The organism is Amycolatopsis sp. (genome assembly GCF_035546795.1).
GTDB lineage: Bacteria > Actinomycetota > Actinomycetes > Mycobacteriales > Pseudonocardiaceae > Amycolatopsis_E.
This window is the reverse complement of sequence record NZ_DASZWC010000001.1, coordinates 258931-273630: the sequence shown is the minus strand read 5'-3', so window position 1 is coordinate 273630 and position 14700 is coordinate 258931. Positions and strand designations below refer to the sequence as shown.

The window sequence follows — 14700 nt, the reverse complement described above, 5'->3', positions numbered from 1 at the left end:
GCTGGGGGTGTGGCACGACTGTTCGGCATCGACACCGGGACCCGCACACTCGCCGAGGCGGACCATCTGGTCCACGATCTGGCGGCGCGGCTGAGACTGCCCGGCGCGGCGGTGGCCTGCACGCACCGGGTCCGCACCGGCGGCCCGCACCTCGCGGTTTCGCTGTGGGTGCCGCCGGGATTCGACGGGCTGTGGAACGAGCTCACCCGGCTCGCCGAGACCGGAAACGCCGGTGTCGCATCGGGTTCCGGCTGTTCGGGCCGCCCGGAGCTGTGCGAGGCGGCGTCCGAAGCGGTGGCCGAGCACGCCGCGCGCCTCGGCGGGCGAGCCGTGGCTTTTCCGGGTGCGGCGGAGCTGACCGGCACGGTCCTGTTCGGCGAGCTGCTCGCCCGGTCGGCGATCGAGCGGGTCGTCGTGGCGGGCGGCGCCGCGGCCCCGGGCGCGGACGACCTGCTGGAGACACGCGACCACGTGCGGCCGGAATGGCGGAATGGGGTGCTGACCCTGGCCGTCGCCCGGGTCGCGAGCGGGCGGTTCGCGCCGTGCGAAGAGCCGGCCCTCGCCGGTCAGCGGTAGATCGCGGCCAGCCAGATCTCCAGCAGCACATCGACCACGTCGGACTCGGCCACCGTCGGGCTTTCCCCGGCGAAGGTCGCGTGCAGCATCCGTTCGTTCATCAGGTTCAGCGCCACCGCCAGCTCGCGTGCCGGCCGTCCGGCCGGGGCGGCGCCGCGGGCGCGCTCGGCCTCGATCACCGTGGTGATCCGGTCCACCCAGCGGTTCATCACCGAGGACCACAGCCGCGCCACTTCGCCGTCGGTCGCCCGCGCGCTCGCGCTGGCGAGGGTGACCGCGCGGTGTGAGCGGAAGGTCTCGTAGAAAACGTTGATGCACGCCCGCCACGCTTCGGCCGGGTCGGCGGGCGGCCGCGCCATCACTTCGAGCGAACGGCTGTCCGCCTCCCCGGCCACGCGCTCCAGCAAGGCGAGCAGCACGGCGTCCTTGGAGCGGAAGTAGAAGTAGAACGTCGGCCGCGAGATGCCGGCGCCGCGGGCCAGATCGTCGATCGAGATCTCGCGCAGCGGCCGCGTTTCCAGGAGTTTCTCCGCGGTGGCCAGGATCGCCTGCTCGCGGTCGTCACCGGTGGGGCGGGTGCTGCGGCCACGCCTGCGCGCGCCCACGGTCTCGGTGGTCATACCGGCACCCTAGCGTCGTCACCCGCGCTGATCAACGCTGCGTCGATGCACTCGACACGGTGTCGAGCAGGATGCTACTGTGCCGTTCGCTGCCAAGCCGGCCACAGCCACGGCGGAAATGGGTCTCTACCACCATGTCGGCTGTGGACCGTATCCGCCTTCTTTTGGGCCGGATGGGCAACCGGCGCTGAAGACCAGCCGAGACCGGGGAGTGTCATGACGCGGGACCATGTCGACGTGCTGATCGTCGGGGCCGGGCTGTCCGGTATCGGCGCGGCCTGCCACCTGCGGCGCGAGCTGCCCGGCCGCACGTTCACGATCCTGGAGGCGCGCGACGCGATCGGCGGCACCTGGGACCTGTTCCGCTATCCCGGCGTCCGGTCCGACTCGGACATGTTCACCCTCGGCTACGGGTTCCGGCCGTGGACCGACGCCCAGGCGATCGCCGACGGCGAGTCGATCCGCACCTACATCCGCGAGACCGCGCGCGAGTTCGGGGTGGACCGGGAGATCCGCTTCGGCCACCGCGTCGTGGCCGCGGACTGGTCCAGCGACCGTGCACAATGGACGGTCCGGGCGGAGGCCGGCGGACAGATCGTGGAGATCACTTGCGGCTTCCTGTTCGTGAACTCCGGCTACTACCGCTACGACGAGGGTTACACCCCGAAGTTCGAGGGCATCGAGAACTTCCGGGGCACGGTGGTGCATCCGCAGCACTGGCCCGGGGATCTGGACTACGCGGGCAAGCAGGTGGTCGTGATCGGCAGCGGCGCGACAGCGGTGACGCTCGTGCCCGCGCTCGCCGGGACGGCCGGGCACGTGACGATGTTGCAGCGCTCGCCGAGTTATGTGATCGCGTTGCCGGGCAAGGACAAGCTCGCCGGGCGGCTGAAGAACCTGGTGCCGGACAAGGTGCTCACGCCGTTCCTGCGCTGGCAGCATGTGCTGCTGGGCACGCTGATGTTCGAGCTGAGCCGCAGCAGGCCGGGGCTGGTGAAGAAGCTCCTGCGCCAGGGGGTGCGGCGGCAGCTGCCCGAGGGCTACGACGTGGACACGCATTTCGCGCCGCGCTACGAACCGTGGGACCAGCGGCTGTGCGTGGTGCCGGACGGCGACCTGTTCCGGGCCGTGCGCAAGGGGCAGGCGTCCATCGTGACCGACGGGATCTCGGAGTTCACCGAGCGCGGCGTCCGGCTGGCTTCGGGCCAGGAGCTCGAGGCCGACATCGTGGTGACGGCGACCGGGCTGAACCTGCTGCCGGTCGGCGGGATGAAGATCAGCCTCGACGGCACCGGCGTCGACCTGGCGAAGACGGTGTCGTACAAGGGAATGATGCTGTCCGGGGTGCCGAACTTCGCGATGACGATCGGCTACACCAACGCCTCCTGGACGCTCAAGGCCGACCTCGTCGCCCGCTACGTCTGCCGGGTGCTGCGGCACATGGCTTCGCGGGGATACCAGGTGGTCACGCCGAACACGCCCGAGGGCCCGCTGCCGGACGTGCCGTTCATCGACCTGCAGGCGGGTTATGTGCTGCGCAGCATCGACAAACTGCCGAAGCAGGGCGCGGCCGCCCCGTGGCGCCTGCATCAGAACTACCCGCGCGACGTCCTCCTGCTCCGCCGCGGCCCCATCGACGACGCGGTCACCTTCAGTCGTGCCGCGAAGCGCTCGTCCGACCCTGCCACGGCTTCGCGGTGAGCAGTGCCAGGTGCAGCGACACGAGGGTGTCCTCCAGCGCGGGCAGCGCCGGGTGTCCATTGTGGACGGCGGCGCGGACCAGCTCGGTGGTGGCGCCGACGGCGGCGTGGAACGCCTCCGGCGGGACAGCGGGCAGGCCCGGGTCCAGCCGCCGGGCGCGCCGGTGCCAGCTCTCGTTCAGCCGGGCGTACGCGGCCTGCGCCTCGACGGCCCGGCCGATCGCGAGCGGGCCCGCGCTGGGCAGCTCCAGGTAGAACACGCGCGCGAACTCCGGCTCCCCGGTCAGGAACGCGAGAAACGCCCGGCAGGCCACCCGCAGTACCTCTTCGGACGGGGTTTCCCTTGGCAGCGCGTGGGTTTCCGCCCGGATGTGGCCGATCAGCAGCTGGCGCCCGTAGAGCGTCGCCTCCAGCAGGCAGTCGACCTTGTCCGCGAAATGCGCGTAGAACGCGGCGCGGGAGACCTTCGCCCTGCTGACGACGTCGGCGATGGTCACGCGGAGGTACCCGTGCTCGGCGGACGCGGCGATGATCGCCCGGATGAGCCGCTCGCGCTGGGCGGCCTTCACCGCGTCGGCGGGCAGGCTCGCGCGGCCCCGGGGCAGGCCGGGGTTGCGTTCGTGCGTCCTTGCCAGCGACCCCTCTTGCTTCATCACACCCCTCGCTTCTAAAGTACCCGCTCGTACCCTTGAACATCGACAAGCGACGGAACAAACGGACAGGACGAGCGTAACCGCAGTTCGCGGGCGGGCCCGGCCCGGCAGTGCACGCACCCAGGGTTCTCAACGAAGCGAGCCGAAGGAGGCGGTCGTCATGGCCGCAGGCGTCACGGACATCGCACCACAGCCGGCGGGCGGAGGGCTGCCACGGCTGCTCTGGCGCCGGCAACTCGAGCACTACCCGGGCACCGCGCGGCGCATGACCTGCCTGGCGATCGCCGTGCTGGCCACGATCGTGCTGTACTACGAGCTGTACGTGCCGGGCGCCGTCTCGCCCGCGATCATGGCGCATTTCGGGATGTCCTTCTCCACCTACGTCTACATCACCGCGGTCGGCAACCTCATCGGCGCGTTCGCGTCGCTCGTCGCCGGGCTCGCGGACCGGTGGGGCCGGGCCAATCTCGTCGTCTACGGGCTCGCCGTCACCGCCCTGCTCGTGCTGTTCGGGCTGCCCAACGCGCCCAACGGCGCGGTCTTCGCGGTGCTGTTCGTCGTGGTCGCCTTCGTCGAGGGCATCATCCTCGTCGCGACGCCCGCGCTCGTACGGGACTTCTCCCCGCAGCTGGGCCGCGCCTCGGCGATGGGCTTCTGGACGCTCGGCCCGGTCGTGGGCTCCCTCGTGCTCGCCGAGGTCTCCAGCCACACCGTGAACTCGCGGCCCGCTTGGCAGAGCCAGTTCGTCATCTGCGGCATCGTCGGGCTCGTCATGTTCGTGGTCGCGCTGTTCGGCCTCAAGGAACTCTCCCCGCGGCTGCGCGACCAGCTCATGGTCAGCATGCGCGACCGCGCGCTCGTCGAGGCCCGCGCCAGGGGCATCGACGCGGAGGAGGGCCTCAAACATCCGTGGCGGCAGATGCTGCACGTGGACATCATCGGCTCGGCCTTCGCGATAGCGGTGTTCCTGATCATCTACTACACCGCGGTCGGGTTCTTCACCATCTACTTCACGACCATCTTCGGGTTCTCGCTGGCCGACGCGAACGGGCTCGGCAACTGGTTCTGGTCCTTCGACGCGCTCGCGCTGATCCTCGTCGGCATCGCCTCCGACGCCCTGCGCGTGCGAAAACCGTTCATGGTCGTCGGCGGGATCGGCGCGATCGTGATGACGATCGTGTTCGCTTCGCGCACGTCGTATCCGCACACGGGCTACTACACGTTCGTCTGGATCATCAGCCTGCTCGCGGTGTTCATGGGGATCGCGTACGCGCCGTGGATGGCGAGCTTCACCGAGACCGTCGAGCGGCGCAATCCGGCGCTGACCGCGACCGGGCTCGCGGTGTGGGGCTGGATCGTGCGCATCGTGGTCGCGCTTTCGGTGGCCGTGCTGCCGTTCGTGGTGAACTCCATGTCGCCACTGGTCGAGCACGGTACCCAGGTCGCCGAGCTGAGCGCGAAGTACGCCCCGCAGCTGCAGACGCTCGCCGCGGTCGACCCCGCGACACAGGCGGCGCTGTCCGCGAACCCGGCGGACCCGGTCGCGGGCGTGCGGGCAGTCGGCGAGATCGCCACGGCGGAGAAGATCACCCCGGCCGAGGCGACCGCCCGGCTGCGGGCCGTGGCCACGGTCCCGCCCGCGGATCTGGCCTACCTCAAGGAGAACGGCCAGACCGTCGTGGACGCGGCCGCCGCGACGCCGGGGCAGTGGCGCACCTGGTGGTGGGTCTGCATCGGTGGCGAACTCGTGTTCCTGCCCTTGATCCTGGTGATGGCGGGACGCTGGAGTCCGCGCCGCGCCAAGGAGGACGTCGACCGGCACGAGGCCGAAGTGCAGCGCGAGCTGGCCGCGCTGCGTGAAGGAGGAGTATGAGTTTCAACCTTGCCGCCATGCTCACCGAGTCGCGGGCGAGCAGTCCGGACAAACCGCTGTGCCATTTCGGCGACCAGGCGTTCGGCTACGCCCAGGTCGACGAGATCTCCGGGCGGGTGGCGGCGAGCCTGCGCGGGCTCGGCCTGGTGCGCGGCGACAAGGTCGCCGTGCACCTGCCGAACCTGCCGCAGTTCCTGTTCACCTACTTCGCGATCCTCAAGGCCGGGCTGGTGATGGTGCCGCTGAACCCGTTGCTGCGGGCCGCGGAGATCGTCTACCACCTGGAGGATTCGGACTCGAAGGTGCTGGTGACCTTCGAGTCGTTCGCCGCCGAGGCCACCACGGCGGCGTCCGAAGTGGACGGTGTGACGACGTTCGTGGTCACCGTGGGCGGCTCGGACCGACGGCCCGAAGGCACCCGGCACTACGACGAGCTGTACGCCGCGGAGAACACAGGTGACGTCGAGCCGACCAACGCCGACGACACGGCCGTGCTGCTTTACACCAGCGGCACGACGGGCCGGCCGAAGGGCGCGGAGCTGACGCATTTCCAGCTGTACATGAACTGTACGGTCAGTGGCGAGCTGTTCGGGTTCCGCGACGACGACATCGGCGTCGCGGTGCTGCCGCTGTTCCACGTCTTCGGGCTCTCCAGCGTGCTCAACGTCTGCGTGCGGTTCGGCGGTACGGTGGTGCTGGTGCCCCGGTTCGACGCCGGGGCCGTGCTGGACGCCATCGAGCACTACCGGTGCACGATCTTCTCCGGTGTCCCCACGATGTATTTCGCGCTGGCGCACCAGGATCTGACCGGGCGCGACGTGTCGAGCCTGCGGGTCGGCACGTCGGGCGGGGCGGCGATCCCGGGCGAGACGATGCGGCTGTTCGAGGAGAAGTTCACCGGGGTGGTGATCCTGGAGGGCTACGGGCTGTCCGAGACGGCGAGCACCACCACCTTCAACATCAGCGCCGAACAGCGCAAGGTGCTCTCCATCGGCAAACCGATCTGGGGCGTGCAGGTGCGCGTGGTCGACGAGCACGACAACCCGCTGCCGCCCGGTCCCGGGCACGTCGGCGAGATCGTGATCCGCGGGCACAACGTGATGAAGGGCTACTACAAACGCCCCGGCGAGACAGCGAAGGCCTTCCGTGGCGGCTGGTTCCACACCGGCGACCTCGCTTACGCCGACGAGGACGGCTACTACTACGTCGTGGACCGCAAGAAGGACCTGATCATCCGCGGCGGCTACAACGTCTACCCGCGCGAGATCGAGGAAGTCCTCTACACCCATCCCGCGATCGGGGAGGCGGCGGTGATCGGCCGTCCCGACGAAAAGCTCGGCGAAGAAGTGGTCGCCGTCGTCAGCCCCGCGCCGGGCGCGGAGGTGGATTGCGCCGCGGTGGTTGACTACTGCCGGGAGCGCCTCGCCTCCTACAAGTACCCGAGGGAGGTGCGGGTCGTCGCCGAACTCCCCAAGGGGCCGACCGGGAAGATCCTCAAGAAGGAGCTGCGATGACCGAAGTGGCCACCGTACGGGGCAAGATCGACAGCGGTGACCTCGGCCGGACCTACATGCACGAGCACATCTTCACGATGACCGCCGACGTGCAGCAGAACCATCCCGGCGAGTGGGGCGAGGAGGAGCCGAGGATCGCCGACGCGGCCGGGAAACTGCGCGCGCTGGCCGCACAGGGCGTACGGACCATTGTGGACCCGACGGTGATCGGGCTCGGCCGCTACATCCCGCGCATCCAGCGGGTGGCCGAGCAGGTGCCGGAGCTCAACATCGTGGTGGCGACCGGGTTGTACACCTACGACTCGGTCCCGTTCTTCTTCCACTACCGCGGCCCCGCGCTGGGCAAGCCGGAGCCGCTGGTGGAGATGTTCGTCCGGGACATCAAGGAAGGGATCACCGGCACCGGCGTGCGGGCCGGGATGCTCAAATGCGCGATCGACGCGCAGGGCCTGACCAACGGCGTCGAACGCGTGATGCGCGCGGTCGCGAAGGCACACCACGAAACCGGCGTGCCCATCACCGTCCACACGCATCCCGGCTCGCGGACGGGCCTCGACGTGAAACGGGTGCTGTGCGACGAGGAGGGCGTGGAGCCGGGACGGGTCGTGCTCGGTCACAGCGGTGACACCACCGACTGCGAGTACCTGAGCCTGCTGGCCGACGCCGGGTTCGTCCTCGGCATGGACCGGTTCGGCATCAACCTGGAGACCACGTTCGAGGCGCGGGCGCAGACACTGATCGAGATGTGCCGCCGCGGTTACGCGGAGCAGATGGTGCTCTCGCAGGACGCTTCGTGCTACATCGACTGGGTGGACCAGGAGCTGCTGCCGGTCGTGCTGCCACAGTGGCACTATCTGCACATCGGTGCCGAGGTGCTCCCGTTCGTCCGCGAGCGCGGGGTGACCGACGCCCAGATCGAGACCATGCTCGTCGACGTGCCACGCCGGTTCTTCGAAACCGCGGGCTGAGGAGGGAAAGCGGGGTGGCGTCGCCCGGGATGCCGAAAATGATCGAGCGGGCCGGTGCGGGTGACGCGGAGGAGATCCTCGGCGTCCACGTCCGCGCGCGGGCTGATTACTATCGCGGTTTCCAGTCCGAAGAGGTTACGGCGGAACAGAACCGTCGCGATCCGGCGACCTATGCCGGGATCATCGCCAACCCGCGGAACACCGTGCTCGTCGCCAGACCCGAGGGCTGCGTCGCGGGATTTGTCATCCTCGGCCCGCCTCATGTGCCCGAGGATGATCCGTCAGTGTCGGCCGAGCTGTACCAGATCCACGTCGATCCACGTTGGCACCGAAGGGGAATCGGCGGGGCGCTGCACACCGGGATGGTGCGGACGTGGACCGCTGCCGGGGTTCGCGCGGCACGCCTGTGGGTATGGGATTTCAACGACCGGGCACGGGCGTTCTACGCGTCGCGCGGCTGGACGCCGGACGGCACGGAGCTGCCCGACGGTGCACGGATCGGCACCCATCGCCAGCTCGGCTACCGCCTGGACCTGGCCTGACACGTCACGCGCAAACCGCCGCCCGGCAATGCGAAGCGAGCCGTCACCACGCCCACGCCCCGCCACCGCGCCGATCCCCAGCGTTGAACACTGCGCGCTCGCCGGAGGGGCCGCCTCCAGGATGACCACCCAACTCGTTTGTGGCGCAACAAAAGGACCCGCCCCCCACCAACGCGGAGAGCGGGCCCGGCAAGGCGAACCCGGCTACGAGGCCTTCGGGGTCAGGTTGACGTCGATCGTGTCGCCCGGCCCGGTGGCCAGTGTGCTGACGAGGTCGTTGAGCGGACCGCAGCCGGTCAGCTTGGCGATCCCGTAGGTCCCGCTCAGGCTGCCACCCGCGAGCGGGTCGAAGCCGGGGCCGGACTTCAGCGCGATGTCCGAGGGGCCGGCGGTCCGGCAGTTCGGCGTCTTGCCGGCCGGGAAGCCGAACACCTTGACCACGGGCAGTTCGACCGTGGTCTCGCTGTCCGAGCTGAGCACGCCGCCTGCCAGGGTGCGGGTGGTCTGTCCCTCCTGAGCGAACGCCACGTTCGCGGTGATCGGGATGAACTTGAACAGCGAGGCCTCGAGCGTGGTCGGGTCGAGCGTCAGGTCTCCGGTGCACGCGCCGGTGGCCACGTCGAGGCCGGCGGCGATGCCACCGGTCAGCGGCAGCTTGGCGCCAAGGGTCTTCAGCGTCGACGAGCCCTTCAGGTTGTACCCGTAGCGATCCCGCCGCCCGGTGACGACGTGGTCGTGGTGGGCTCGGTCGTCGTCGGCTCCGTGGTGGTGCCGCCGCTGATCTGGATGGCTGCCAGGGTGTTGTTCTGCCCGGCGGCCTGGGTGCACGCCGAGTCGAAGGTACCCAGCCCGGTGTCGGTGCCGGCCTGTGTGAAGGTCAGCGACGGCGCCGAACCGGTGGCCGTCACGTCGAACGTGCCGGACGCGGGCACCGGGGTGACCGGGACCGTCGCGGGCACGGTGACCGGGATGGTGCCCTCCGGCGCGGTCAGGGTCGAGCCGGCCTGTGCGCTGCCTTCCACCGTCGCGGCACCGGCTCACCCACCGTGGCCGTGGCCGGGACGTCCGCGCTGATCACTATTTTCAGCTGCTGGGTGCCGATCAGGGGAAACGGGCAACTGTAATCGAGGGTGAGGGAAGCGGGATCCGCGGGACTGGTTCCCGTGCCGAGCAGGATCGCGGTGACCGCGGTTCCGGCCACCACCGCGCCCGAAACGGCCGCGGCGATCCACCTCTTCGTTCTTCTCCGATTTCTCACAGTGCTCCTCCGATGTATCTGCGGTGATACTCGAATCACGTGAGGAATGGGCGCTGATCCTTGGCTACCGGTGAGTAAGCCAATTCCGGGAAAAGTCATTCCGCAAGGCATCGGTGAATCGGCCGGTGAAGTTGTCATCGCGCCCAGCACCCGGCGGGCCGGGACTGGCACCAGGCGGCTGACCCGGCGCCGCCGCGAGCCGCGGCACTCACGAGGGCGACAAAAACGTCCTCGTTTTTGCATCCGGCACGCGGAAAACCCCGTGTGTCGTTGACCATCCGCCAGAAGTCTCCCTAGGTTCGGGAGAATGCCTGACTGCGTCACGTTCGATCTGGACATCGACCACCCCCGGTCGGCCGTCTGGAGGGTCATCGCCGAGCCGGAGCTGTACCCGCGGTTCTTCCGCGGCGTCGGGGCCTGCGACCGGATCAGCGGCAGCGGCCGTGGCGCCCGCTACCGGTTGCGCGCCAATGTCTGCGGCCAGGCGGTCGAGCACGAGCTGCGGGTGCTGCTGAGCCGCCGCGACGAGCAGTTCGTGCTGGACAGCGACCCGGACACGGCGGGCTGTGTATCCGTCCAGCTCGTCGACGCCGGCCGCGACCGCACCACGGTGAAGTGCATCTTCTTCCGTTCCGCCCAGGGTTCCCGGCTGACCGCGAACGAGTTCCGGCACTGGATCGGCGACGGGCTCGCGCGCATCGGCCGGTACCTCTCCGGCGAGCCCGAACCACTCCCGCCCGCGCGCGCGGCCGGGTCCCTGCAGGTGGCGAACACGTTGGTGCAGTCGGGCATCCTGCTCCCGGCACGGCCGGACAAGGTGGTCCGGCAGATGCGGGCGCTGTCTCGCTGGGGTGCGACGCTGGCCGGCGGGTACACCGCCGCGGCCGCGCGTGAACCCAAGGGCGTCGCGGTCATCGACGAGGACGGCGCGCAGTGGACGTTCGCGGAGCTGTCCCGGCGTGCGGACCGGCTCGCGGTGGTGCTGGAGAAACTGGGCGTCGGCGGCGACCGCAAGGTGGCGGTGCTGGCCCGTAACCATTCCCCGCTCGTGCATGTCCTGCTGGCCTGCGGAAAGCTCGGCGTGGACGTGCTGCTGCTCAACACCGGCCTCGCCGAACCGCAGGTCACGGACGCGGTGTACCAGCAGGGCGTGCGGGTGCTGATCGCCGACGAGGAGTTCACCCCGCTGCTGGTCAACCTGCCGGAAACGGCCGCGTGGCTGAACACCGCGACCCTCGACGGGCTGATCGAGGGCGCGCCGGAGGCCCGGTTCGAGCCGCCGGAGAACCCGGGCCGCCTCGTCGTGCTCACCTCGGGCACCACCGGCGCCCCGAAGGGCGCGCGGCGCCCGACGCCGAAGGGGCTCGGCGCGGCCGTGGCGCTGCTGTCAAGGATCCCGCTGCACGTCGGCGACCGGATGCTGCTGTCCACCCCGTTGTTCCACACCTGGGGCCTTTCGGCGCTGCAGGTCGGCATGCCGCTACGCGCGTGCCTGGTGCTGCAGCGCCAGTTCGACGCCGAGGACTGCCTGCGCGCGATCGAGGAACACCGCGTCACCACCATGTTCGTGGTTCCGGTGATGCTGCAGCGGATCATGGCGCTGCCGCCCGAGGTCCGCGAGGAGTACGACACCTCCAGCCTGCGCGTCGTGGTCTCCAGCGGCTCGGCGCTGCCGGCGGCGCTGGTCACCGGGTTCATGGACTCCTTCGGCGACGTGCTCTACAACTTCTACGGCTCCACCGAGGTTTCCGCCGCCGCGGTCGCCACCCCCGAGGACCTGCGCAACGCCCCGGCCACCGCGGGCTATCCGCCGCTGGGCTCCCGGCTGGCGATCCTCGGCCCGGCGGGCGAACCGCTGCCACCGGGCGAGATCGGCTGGATCCACGTGGGCAACGACCTGCTTTTCGACGGCTACACCGACGGTTCCCGCCGCGAGATCCGGCACGGGCTGATGGACACCGGCGACCGCGGCTACCTCGACGCGGACGGGCGGCTGTTCGTCTCCGGCCGCAACGACGACATGATCGTCTCCGGTGGCGAGAACGTGTTCCCGCGCCCGGTGGAGGAGGCGCTGGCCACCCTGCCCGGGGTGCTGGACGCGGCCGTCATCGGCGTGCCCGACGACGAGTTCGGGCAGCGCCTGGTCGCCTTCGTGGTGGCGCATCCGGCCGCGCGCCTCGACGAGGACGTGGTGCGTGACTTCCTCCGTCATCGCGTCGCACGCTTCGCGATCCCGCGCGAGGTGATCTTCATCGACGAACTGCCCCGCACCCAGACCGGCAAGGTGCTCAAGCGCGTGCTCTTCGACGACGGCTGGCTGGCGGGCAACACCCGCTTTTCGTAGCGGCCCGACCTGCGGCGGAGGGTGCCCGGGGCACTCTCCGTCTTCGTCGTGCGCACGGGCTGGACACCTCCTTGCTGCTACCGGCGCGGCACAGGTAAAGCCGTCGGCGCCGCATTCCCAGAGCGCCGGGAAAACCCCTTCCGCAGGTGAGGAAAGCGCTTACCCGAGTGCTGGCGAAACTGCCAAAAACGCACCGGCCGCCGATTTCCGTGACAAGTCCGGAAACGGCAGCGCGCAGTTTCGTGACAAGAATTCCGGCTATTTCACCGGGCCGGGCGACGATCATTATAGGCAATGCTTACGCGCCGGTAACGTCGCCCGGGCCCGTTGTCCTTTCTCTTTCCCGGGATTCCTTTGATGCGATCGGTTTCCGCGTTCCGCGCCGTCGTCGCCGTGGCGGGTCTGGCCGCCGTGGCGGCGCTGCTGCCCGCGGTGCCCGCCGCCGCGGGCCCGGCGTCCAGGGCGGGCACCAGCAGGTGCGGGAGCATCGCGGTGCCGGCGTCGTTCAGCGCGACCTTCCCCGACTCGGTCGCGCCGGGCACGCAGGTGGTGGCCGCCCGGCCGACGGTCACGCTCGTCCTCCCCGCCGGCGCCGTGGGCACACTCCGCGCCGCGGGCCGCACGACCGTCGATGCCTCGGCGGCGGTGGAACTGACCGTGACGCAGGGTGGTGCCGCCATGGCGCTCGAAGCGACCGGACTGTCCACAACGGACACCGCGCTGCCGGCGCCGGGCGAGCTGCGGATCAGCCTCGACGGCCGGGTCCCCGTCTTCGCCGTCACCGCGCGGGCCGATCTCACCCTCACCTCGCTCGCGCCGAAAATCCTTGTGCACCAAGGCGAGCCATTAGTGACCTCGGCCGCACGGCCGATCCTTCGGTCGCGGCAAAGCTGGCCACGATCGCCGTGGGTACCGCGCCCGTGGCCAAGGCACCGGTCACGGCCGCGGCGGACGCGCCACCGCTGCTCACCGCGCACTTCCCGGTCGACACCACCTCGCGGATCGCCAAACCCGGCTCGGAACTCTGGTCGGCCACGGCACCTTCGACGCCGGGCTGTACACCGGGACCGCAGCCGACACCGTGGACACCCTCGGCGACCTGGCACTGCCGCGGAGCACGGGCTACTTCATCGCGTTCCGGTTCATGCCCGTCACCAGCGAGGCCGCGGCCCGCAGCGAGTCGAGGCTGCGGCCCTCGATGAACTCCAGCCTGCCGCGGTTGCGGAACAGCTCCACCCAGTCGCCGTGCGCGATGTTGGGATTTCCGATGCTGTCGATCACGTGCAGCACGGCCGGTTCGATGCTCTCGGTGAAGGACCTGCCGAACTTCCCCGTCAGCGGCCGGGAATAGGCGGGCACCGAGCCCTGGACCTCGTGCACGGTCGCGGCCGCGATCCGCCCGGCGTGCGGACGGAGCTCGACCGCGAGCCAGCGGGGACCCGACGCGAGCAGTTCGGCGTTGCGGTTCTCCAGCAGGGCACGGCCCGCCTTTCACGGCATCGGGAGAGATCAACGATGGTACGGGCCGCACCCGGTCATGCCCAGGAAAACCGGGAAAGCGCGCCCAGGTGCCGTTTCCTGTCACACGATGACGAAGAACAGCACGGTGACCCGGTGCTTTCCCGCGAAACCGGAACGAGGCGGCGGCAGCGGATGCCACGGCCTCGTCCACAGTGGACCGGCTCAGCCCGCCAGCGCCAGCAGCGACTCCAGGGAGTCCGGTTCGCGGAGCCGCGTCAGCGCCTCCGCCTCCAGCTGCCGCACCTGCGCCCGCCGCAGCCCGACGTGCTCGGCCGTCTGCTGCACGCTGCGCTCACGCCCGTCCGCCAGCCCGTACCGCAGCGTGATCACCTTCTTCGCCAGCGGCGGCAGCGTGTCCAGCGTCGCGTCCAGCCCGGCGGCCGCGGCCTCGCGGCCGATCACGTCGCCGACCGGGTCCGCCGGGCCGGTGCCCACCAGGTCGCCGAGCGCCGTTTCCCCGTCGTCGCCGACCGGGGTGTCCAGGCTGACCGTGTCGCGCCCGATCCGCTGCAGTTCCAGCACCCGCTCGACCGTCATCGCGGCCGCCTCGGCCAGCTCGGCCGCCGTCGGGTCGTGCGCCTGGCTGAGCCGCAGCGTGCGGTCCACCCGGTCCAGCTTGGCCAGCTGGTCGTAGGTGTGCTCGGGCAGCCGGATGGTGCGGGCCGCGACGGCGGTGCCGCGCTGCATGGCCTGCCGGATCCACCAGGTCGCGTAGGTGGAGAACTTGTAGCCCTTGGCGTAGTCGAACTTCTCCACGGCCCGGATCAGGCCGAGATTGCCCTCCTGCACCAGATCCAGCAGCGGCAGCGCGCGGTTCCGGCGCTTGGTCGCGATCGAGACGACCAGGCGCAGGTTCGCCCGGATCATGTGCTCCTTCGCGCGCGCCCCGTCCTCGGCCACGGCGGCCAGCTCCCGGCGGGGGTGCGCCGGCTCCTGCTCCCCGGCATCGGCCCGGCGAAGCAGCTCGGCCGCGTACACCCCGGCCTCGATGCGCTTGGCCAGGTCTACTTCTTCGGTCGCGGTCAGCAGCGGCGTGGTGCCGATCGCGTCCAGGTAGAGGCGGACCGAGTCCGGCTCTTCGGAGAACCGTTCGGTGGTGGTCATGTCGGTATCGCCCCCCTTTCGCGGAGA

General features: G+C 70.2%; 13 protein-coding genes and 1 pseudogene. 8 read left to right on the top strand and 6 right to left on the bottom strand.

All coding sequences use genetic code 11. The features are described 5' to 3' along the window. Window positions 1-9: 9 nt before the first annotated feature. The gene (locus VHD82_RS01425; protein WP_325696089.1) at window positions 10-576 is read left to right on the top strand and encodes a hypothetical protein; all 567 of its coding nucleotides are present in this window, start codon (window positions 10-12) and stop codon (window positions 574-576) included. Here VHD82_RS01425 and VHD82_RS01420 read toward each other — a convergent pair. Then, entirely contained in the window at window positions 567-1196 is a 630-nt protein-coding gene (locus VHD82_RS01420) for a TetR/AcrR family transcriptional regulator (RefSeq protein WP_325696087.1), read from the bottom strand. The genes VHD82_RS01425 and VHD82_RS01420 overlap by 10 nt on opposite strands. 216 nt (window positions 1197-1412) lie before the next feature. Between VHD82_RS01420 and VHD82_RS01415 the strand changes: the two genes are divergently transcribed. Continuing rightward, the gene (locus VHD82_RS01415; protein WP_325696086.1) at window positions 1413-2897 is read left to right on the top strand and encodes an NAD(P)/FAD-dependent oxidoreductase; all 1485 of its coding nucleotides are present in this window, start codon (window positions 1413-1415) and stop codon (window positions 2895-2897) included. Here the strand turns inward: VHD82_RS01415 and VHD82_RS01410 are convergent. Beyond that, the gene (locus VHD82_RS01410; RefSeq protein WP_325696084.1) at window positions 2848-3549 is read right to left on the bottom strand and encodes a helix-turn-helix domain-containing protein; all 702 of its coding nucleotides are present in this window, start codon (window positions 3547-3549) and stop codon (window positions 2848-2850) included. The two genes, VHD82_RS01415 and VHD82_RS01410, sit on opposite strands and share 50 nt — an antisense overlap. 160 nt (window positions 3550-3709) lie before the next feature. On the opposite strand from VHD82_RS01410, the gene VHD82_RS01405 reads away from it, so the two are divergent. The 4 genes from VHD82_RS01405 to VHD82_RS01390 are packed head-to-tail and all read left to right on the top strand — an operon-like array spanning window position 3710 to window position 8446. Then, a complete protein-coding gene (locus VHD82_RS01405; protein WP_325696082.1) occupies window positions 3710-5422 on the top strand; it encodes an MFS transporter in 1713 nt (570 codons plus the stop codon). Further along, window positions 5419-6936 carry a long-chain fatty acid--CoA ligase gene (locus tag VHD82_RS01400; protein WP_325696080.1) on the top strand — a complete coding sequence of 506 codons (1518 nt, stop codon included), beginning with the start codon at window positions 5419-5421 and terminating at the stop codon, window positions 6934-6936. Before VHD82_RS01405 ends, VHD82_RS01400 begins: the two co-directional genes overlap by 4 nt. Further along, window positions 6933-7904 carry a phosphotriesterase-related protein gene (locus VHD82_RS01395; protein WP_325696078.1) on the top strand — a complete coding sequence of 324 codons (972 nt, stop codon included), beginning with the start codon at window positions 6933-6935 and terminating at the stop codon, window positions 7902-7904. Before VHD82_RS01400 ends, VHD82_RS01395 begins: the two co-directional genes overlap by 4 nt. Window positions 7905-7942: 38 nt before the next feature. Further along, entirely contained in the window at window positions 7943-8446 is a 504-nt protein-coding gene (locus VHD82_RS01390) for a GNAT family N-acetyltransferase (RefSeq protein ID WP_325696076.1), read from the top strand. A 204-nt stretch (window positions 8447-8650) separates the two neighbouring features. Here VHD82_RS01390 and VHD82_RS01385 read toward each other — a convergent pair whose 3' ends face one another. Beyond that, window positions 8651-9064 (bottom strand): hypothetical protein, encoded by a 414-nt coding sequence (locus VHD82_RS01385; protein ID WP_325696075.1) that lies wholly within the window; start codon window positions 9062-9064, stop codon window positions 8651-8653. A 71-nt stretch (window positions 9065-9135) separates the two neighbouring features. Continuing rightward, window positions 9136-9468, bottom strand: coding sequence for a hypothetical protein (locus VHD82_RS01380; RefSeq protein ID WP_325696074.1), 333 nt, complete (start codon window positions 9466-9468; stop codon window positions 9136-9138). A gap of 543 nt (window positions 9469-10011) precedes the next feature. On the opposite strand from VHD82_RS01380, the gene VHD82_RS01375 reads away from it, so the two are divergent. Then, window positions 10012-12048 (top strand): AMP-binding protein, encoded by a 2037-nt coding sequence (locus tag VHD82_RS01375; protein WP_325696072.1) that lies wholly within the window; start codon window positions 10012-10014, stop codon window positions 12046-12048. A gap of 357 nt (window positions 12049-12405) precedes the next feature. Further along, window positions 12406-12795, top strand: a pseudogene (locus VHD82_RS36685) (DUF6801 domain-containing protein); the annotation flags it as partial. A gap of 375 nt (window positions 12796-13170) precedes the next feature. Here VHD82_RS36685 and VHD82_RS01365 read toward each other — a convergent pair. Together VHD82_RS01365 and VHD82_RS01360 are read right to left on the bottom strand one after the other, a co-directional pair. Further along, window positions 13171-13428: a hypothetical protein gene (locus tag VHD82_RS01365; RefSeq protein ID WP_325696068.1), complete on the bottom strand. Its 258-nt coding sequence runs from the start codon at window positions 13426-13428 to the stop codon at window positions 13171-13173. A gap of 303 nt (window positions 13429-13731) precedes the next feature. Continuing rightward, window positions 13732-14673, bottom strand: a complete 942-nt coding sequence (locus VHD82_RS01360) for a sigma-70 family RNA polymerase sigma factor (protein WP_325696066.1) — start codon at window positions 14671-14673, stop codon at window positions 13732-13734. Window positions 14674-14700: the final 27 nt, after the last annotated feature.

Excerpts from the sequence above, each read along its gene's own strand:
- VHD82_RS01420 (WP_325696087.1), bottom strand. The coding sequence starts at position 1,196 with ATGACCACCGAGACCGTGGGCGCGCGCAGGCGTGGCCGCAGCACCCGC.
- VHD82_RS01415 (WP_325696086.1), top strand. The coding sequence starts at position 1,413 with ATGACGCGGGACCATGTCGACGTGCTGATCGTCGGGGCCGGGCTGTCC.
- VHD82_RS01410 (WP_325696084.1), bottom strand. The coding sequence starts at position 3,549 with ATGAAGCAAGAGGGGTCGCTGGCAAGGACGCACGAACGCAACCCCGGC.
- VHD82_RS01405 (WP_325696082.1), top strand. The coding sequence starts at position 3,710 with ATGGCCGCAGGCGTCACGGACATCGCACCACAGCCGGCGGGCGGAGGG.
- VHD82_RS01400 (WP_325696080.1), top strand. The coding sequence starts at position 5,419 with ATGAGTTTCAACCTTGCCGCCATGCTCACCGAGTCGCGGGCGAGCAGT.
- VHD82_RS01395 (WP_325696078.1), top strand. The coding sequence starts at position 6,933 with ATGACCGAAGTGGCCACCGTACGGGGCAAGATCGACAGCGGTGACCTC.
- VHD82_RS01390 (WP_325696076.1), top strand. The coding sequence starts at position 7,943 with ATGATCGAGCGGGCCGGTGCGGGTGACGCGGAGGAGATCCTCGGCGTC.
- VHD82_RS01375 (WP_325696072.1), top strand. The coding sequence starts at position 10,012 with ATGCCTGACTGCGTCACGTTCGATCTGGACATCGACCACCCCCGGTCG.
- VHD82_RS01360 (WP_325696066.1), bottom strand. The coding sequence starts at position 14,673 with ATGACCACCACCGAACGGTTCTCCGAAGAGCCGGACTCGGTCCGCCTC.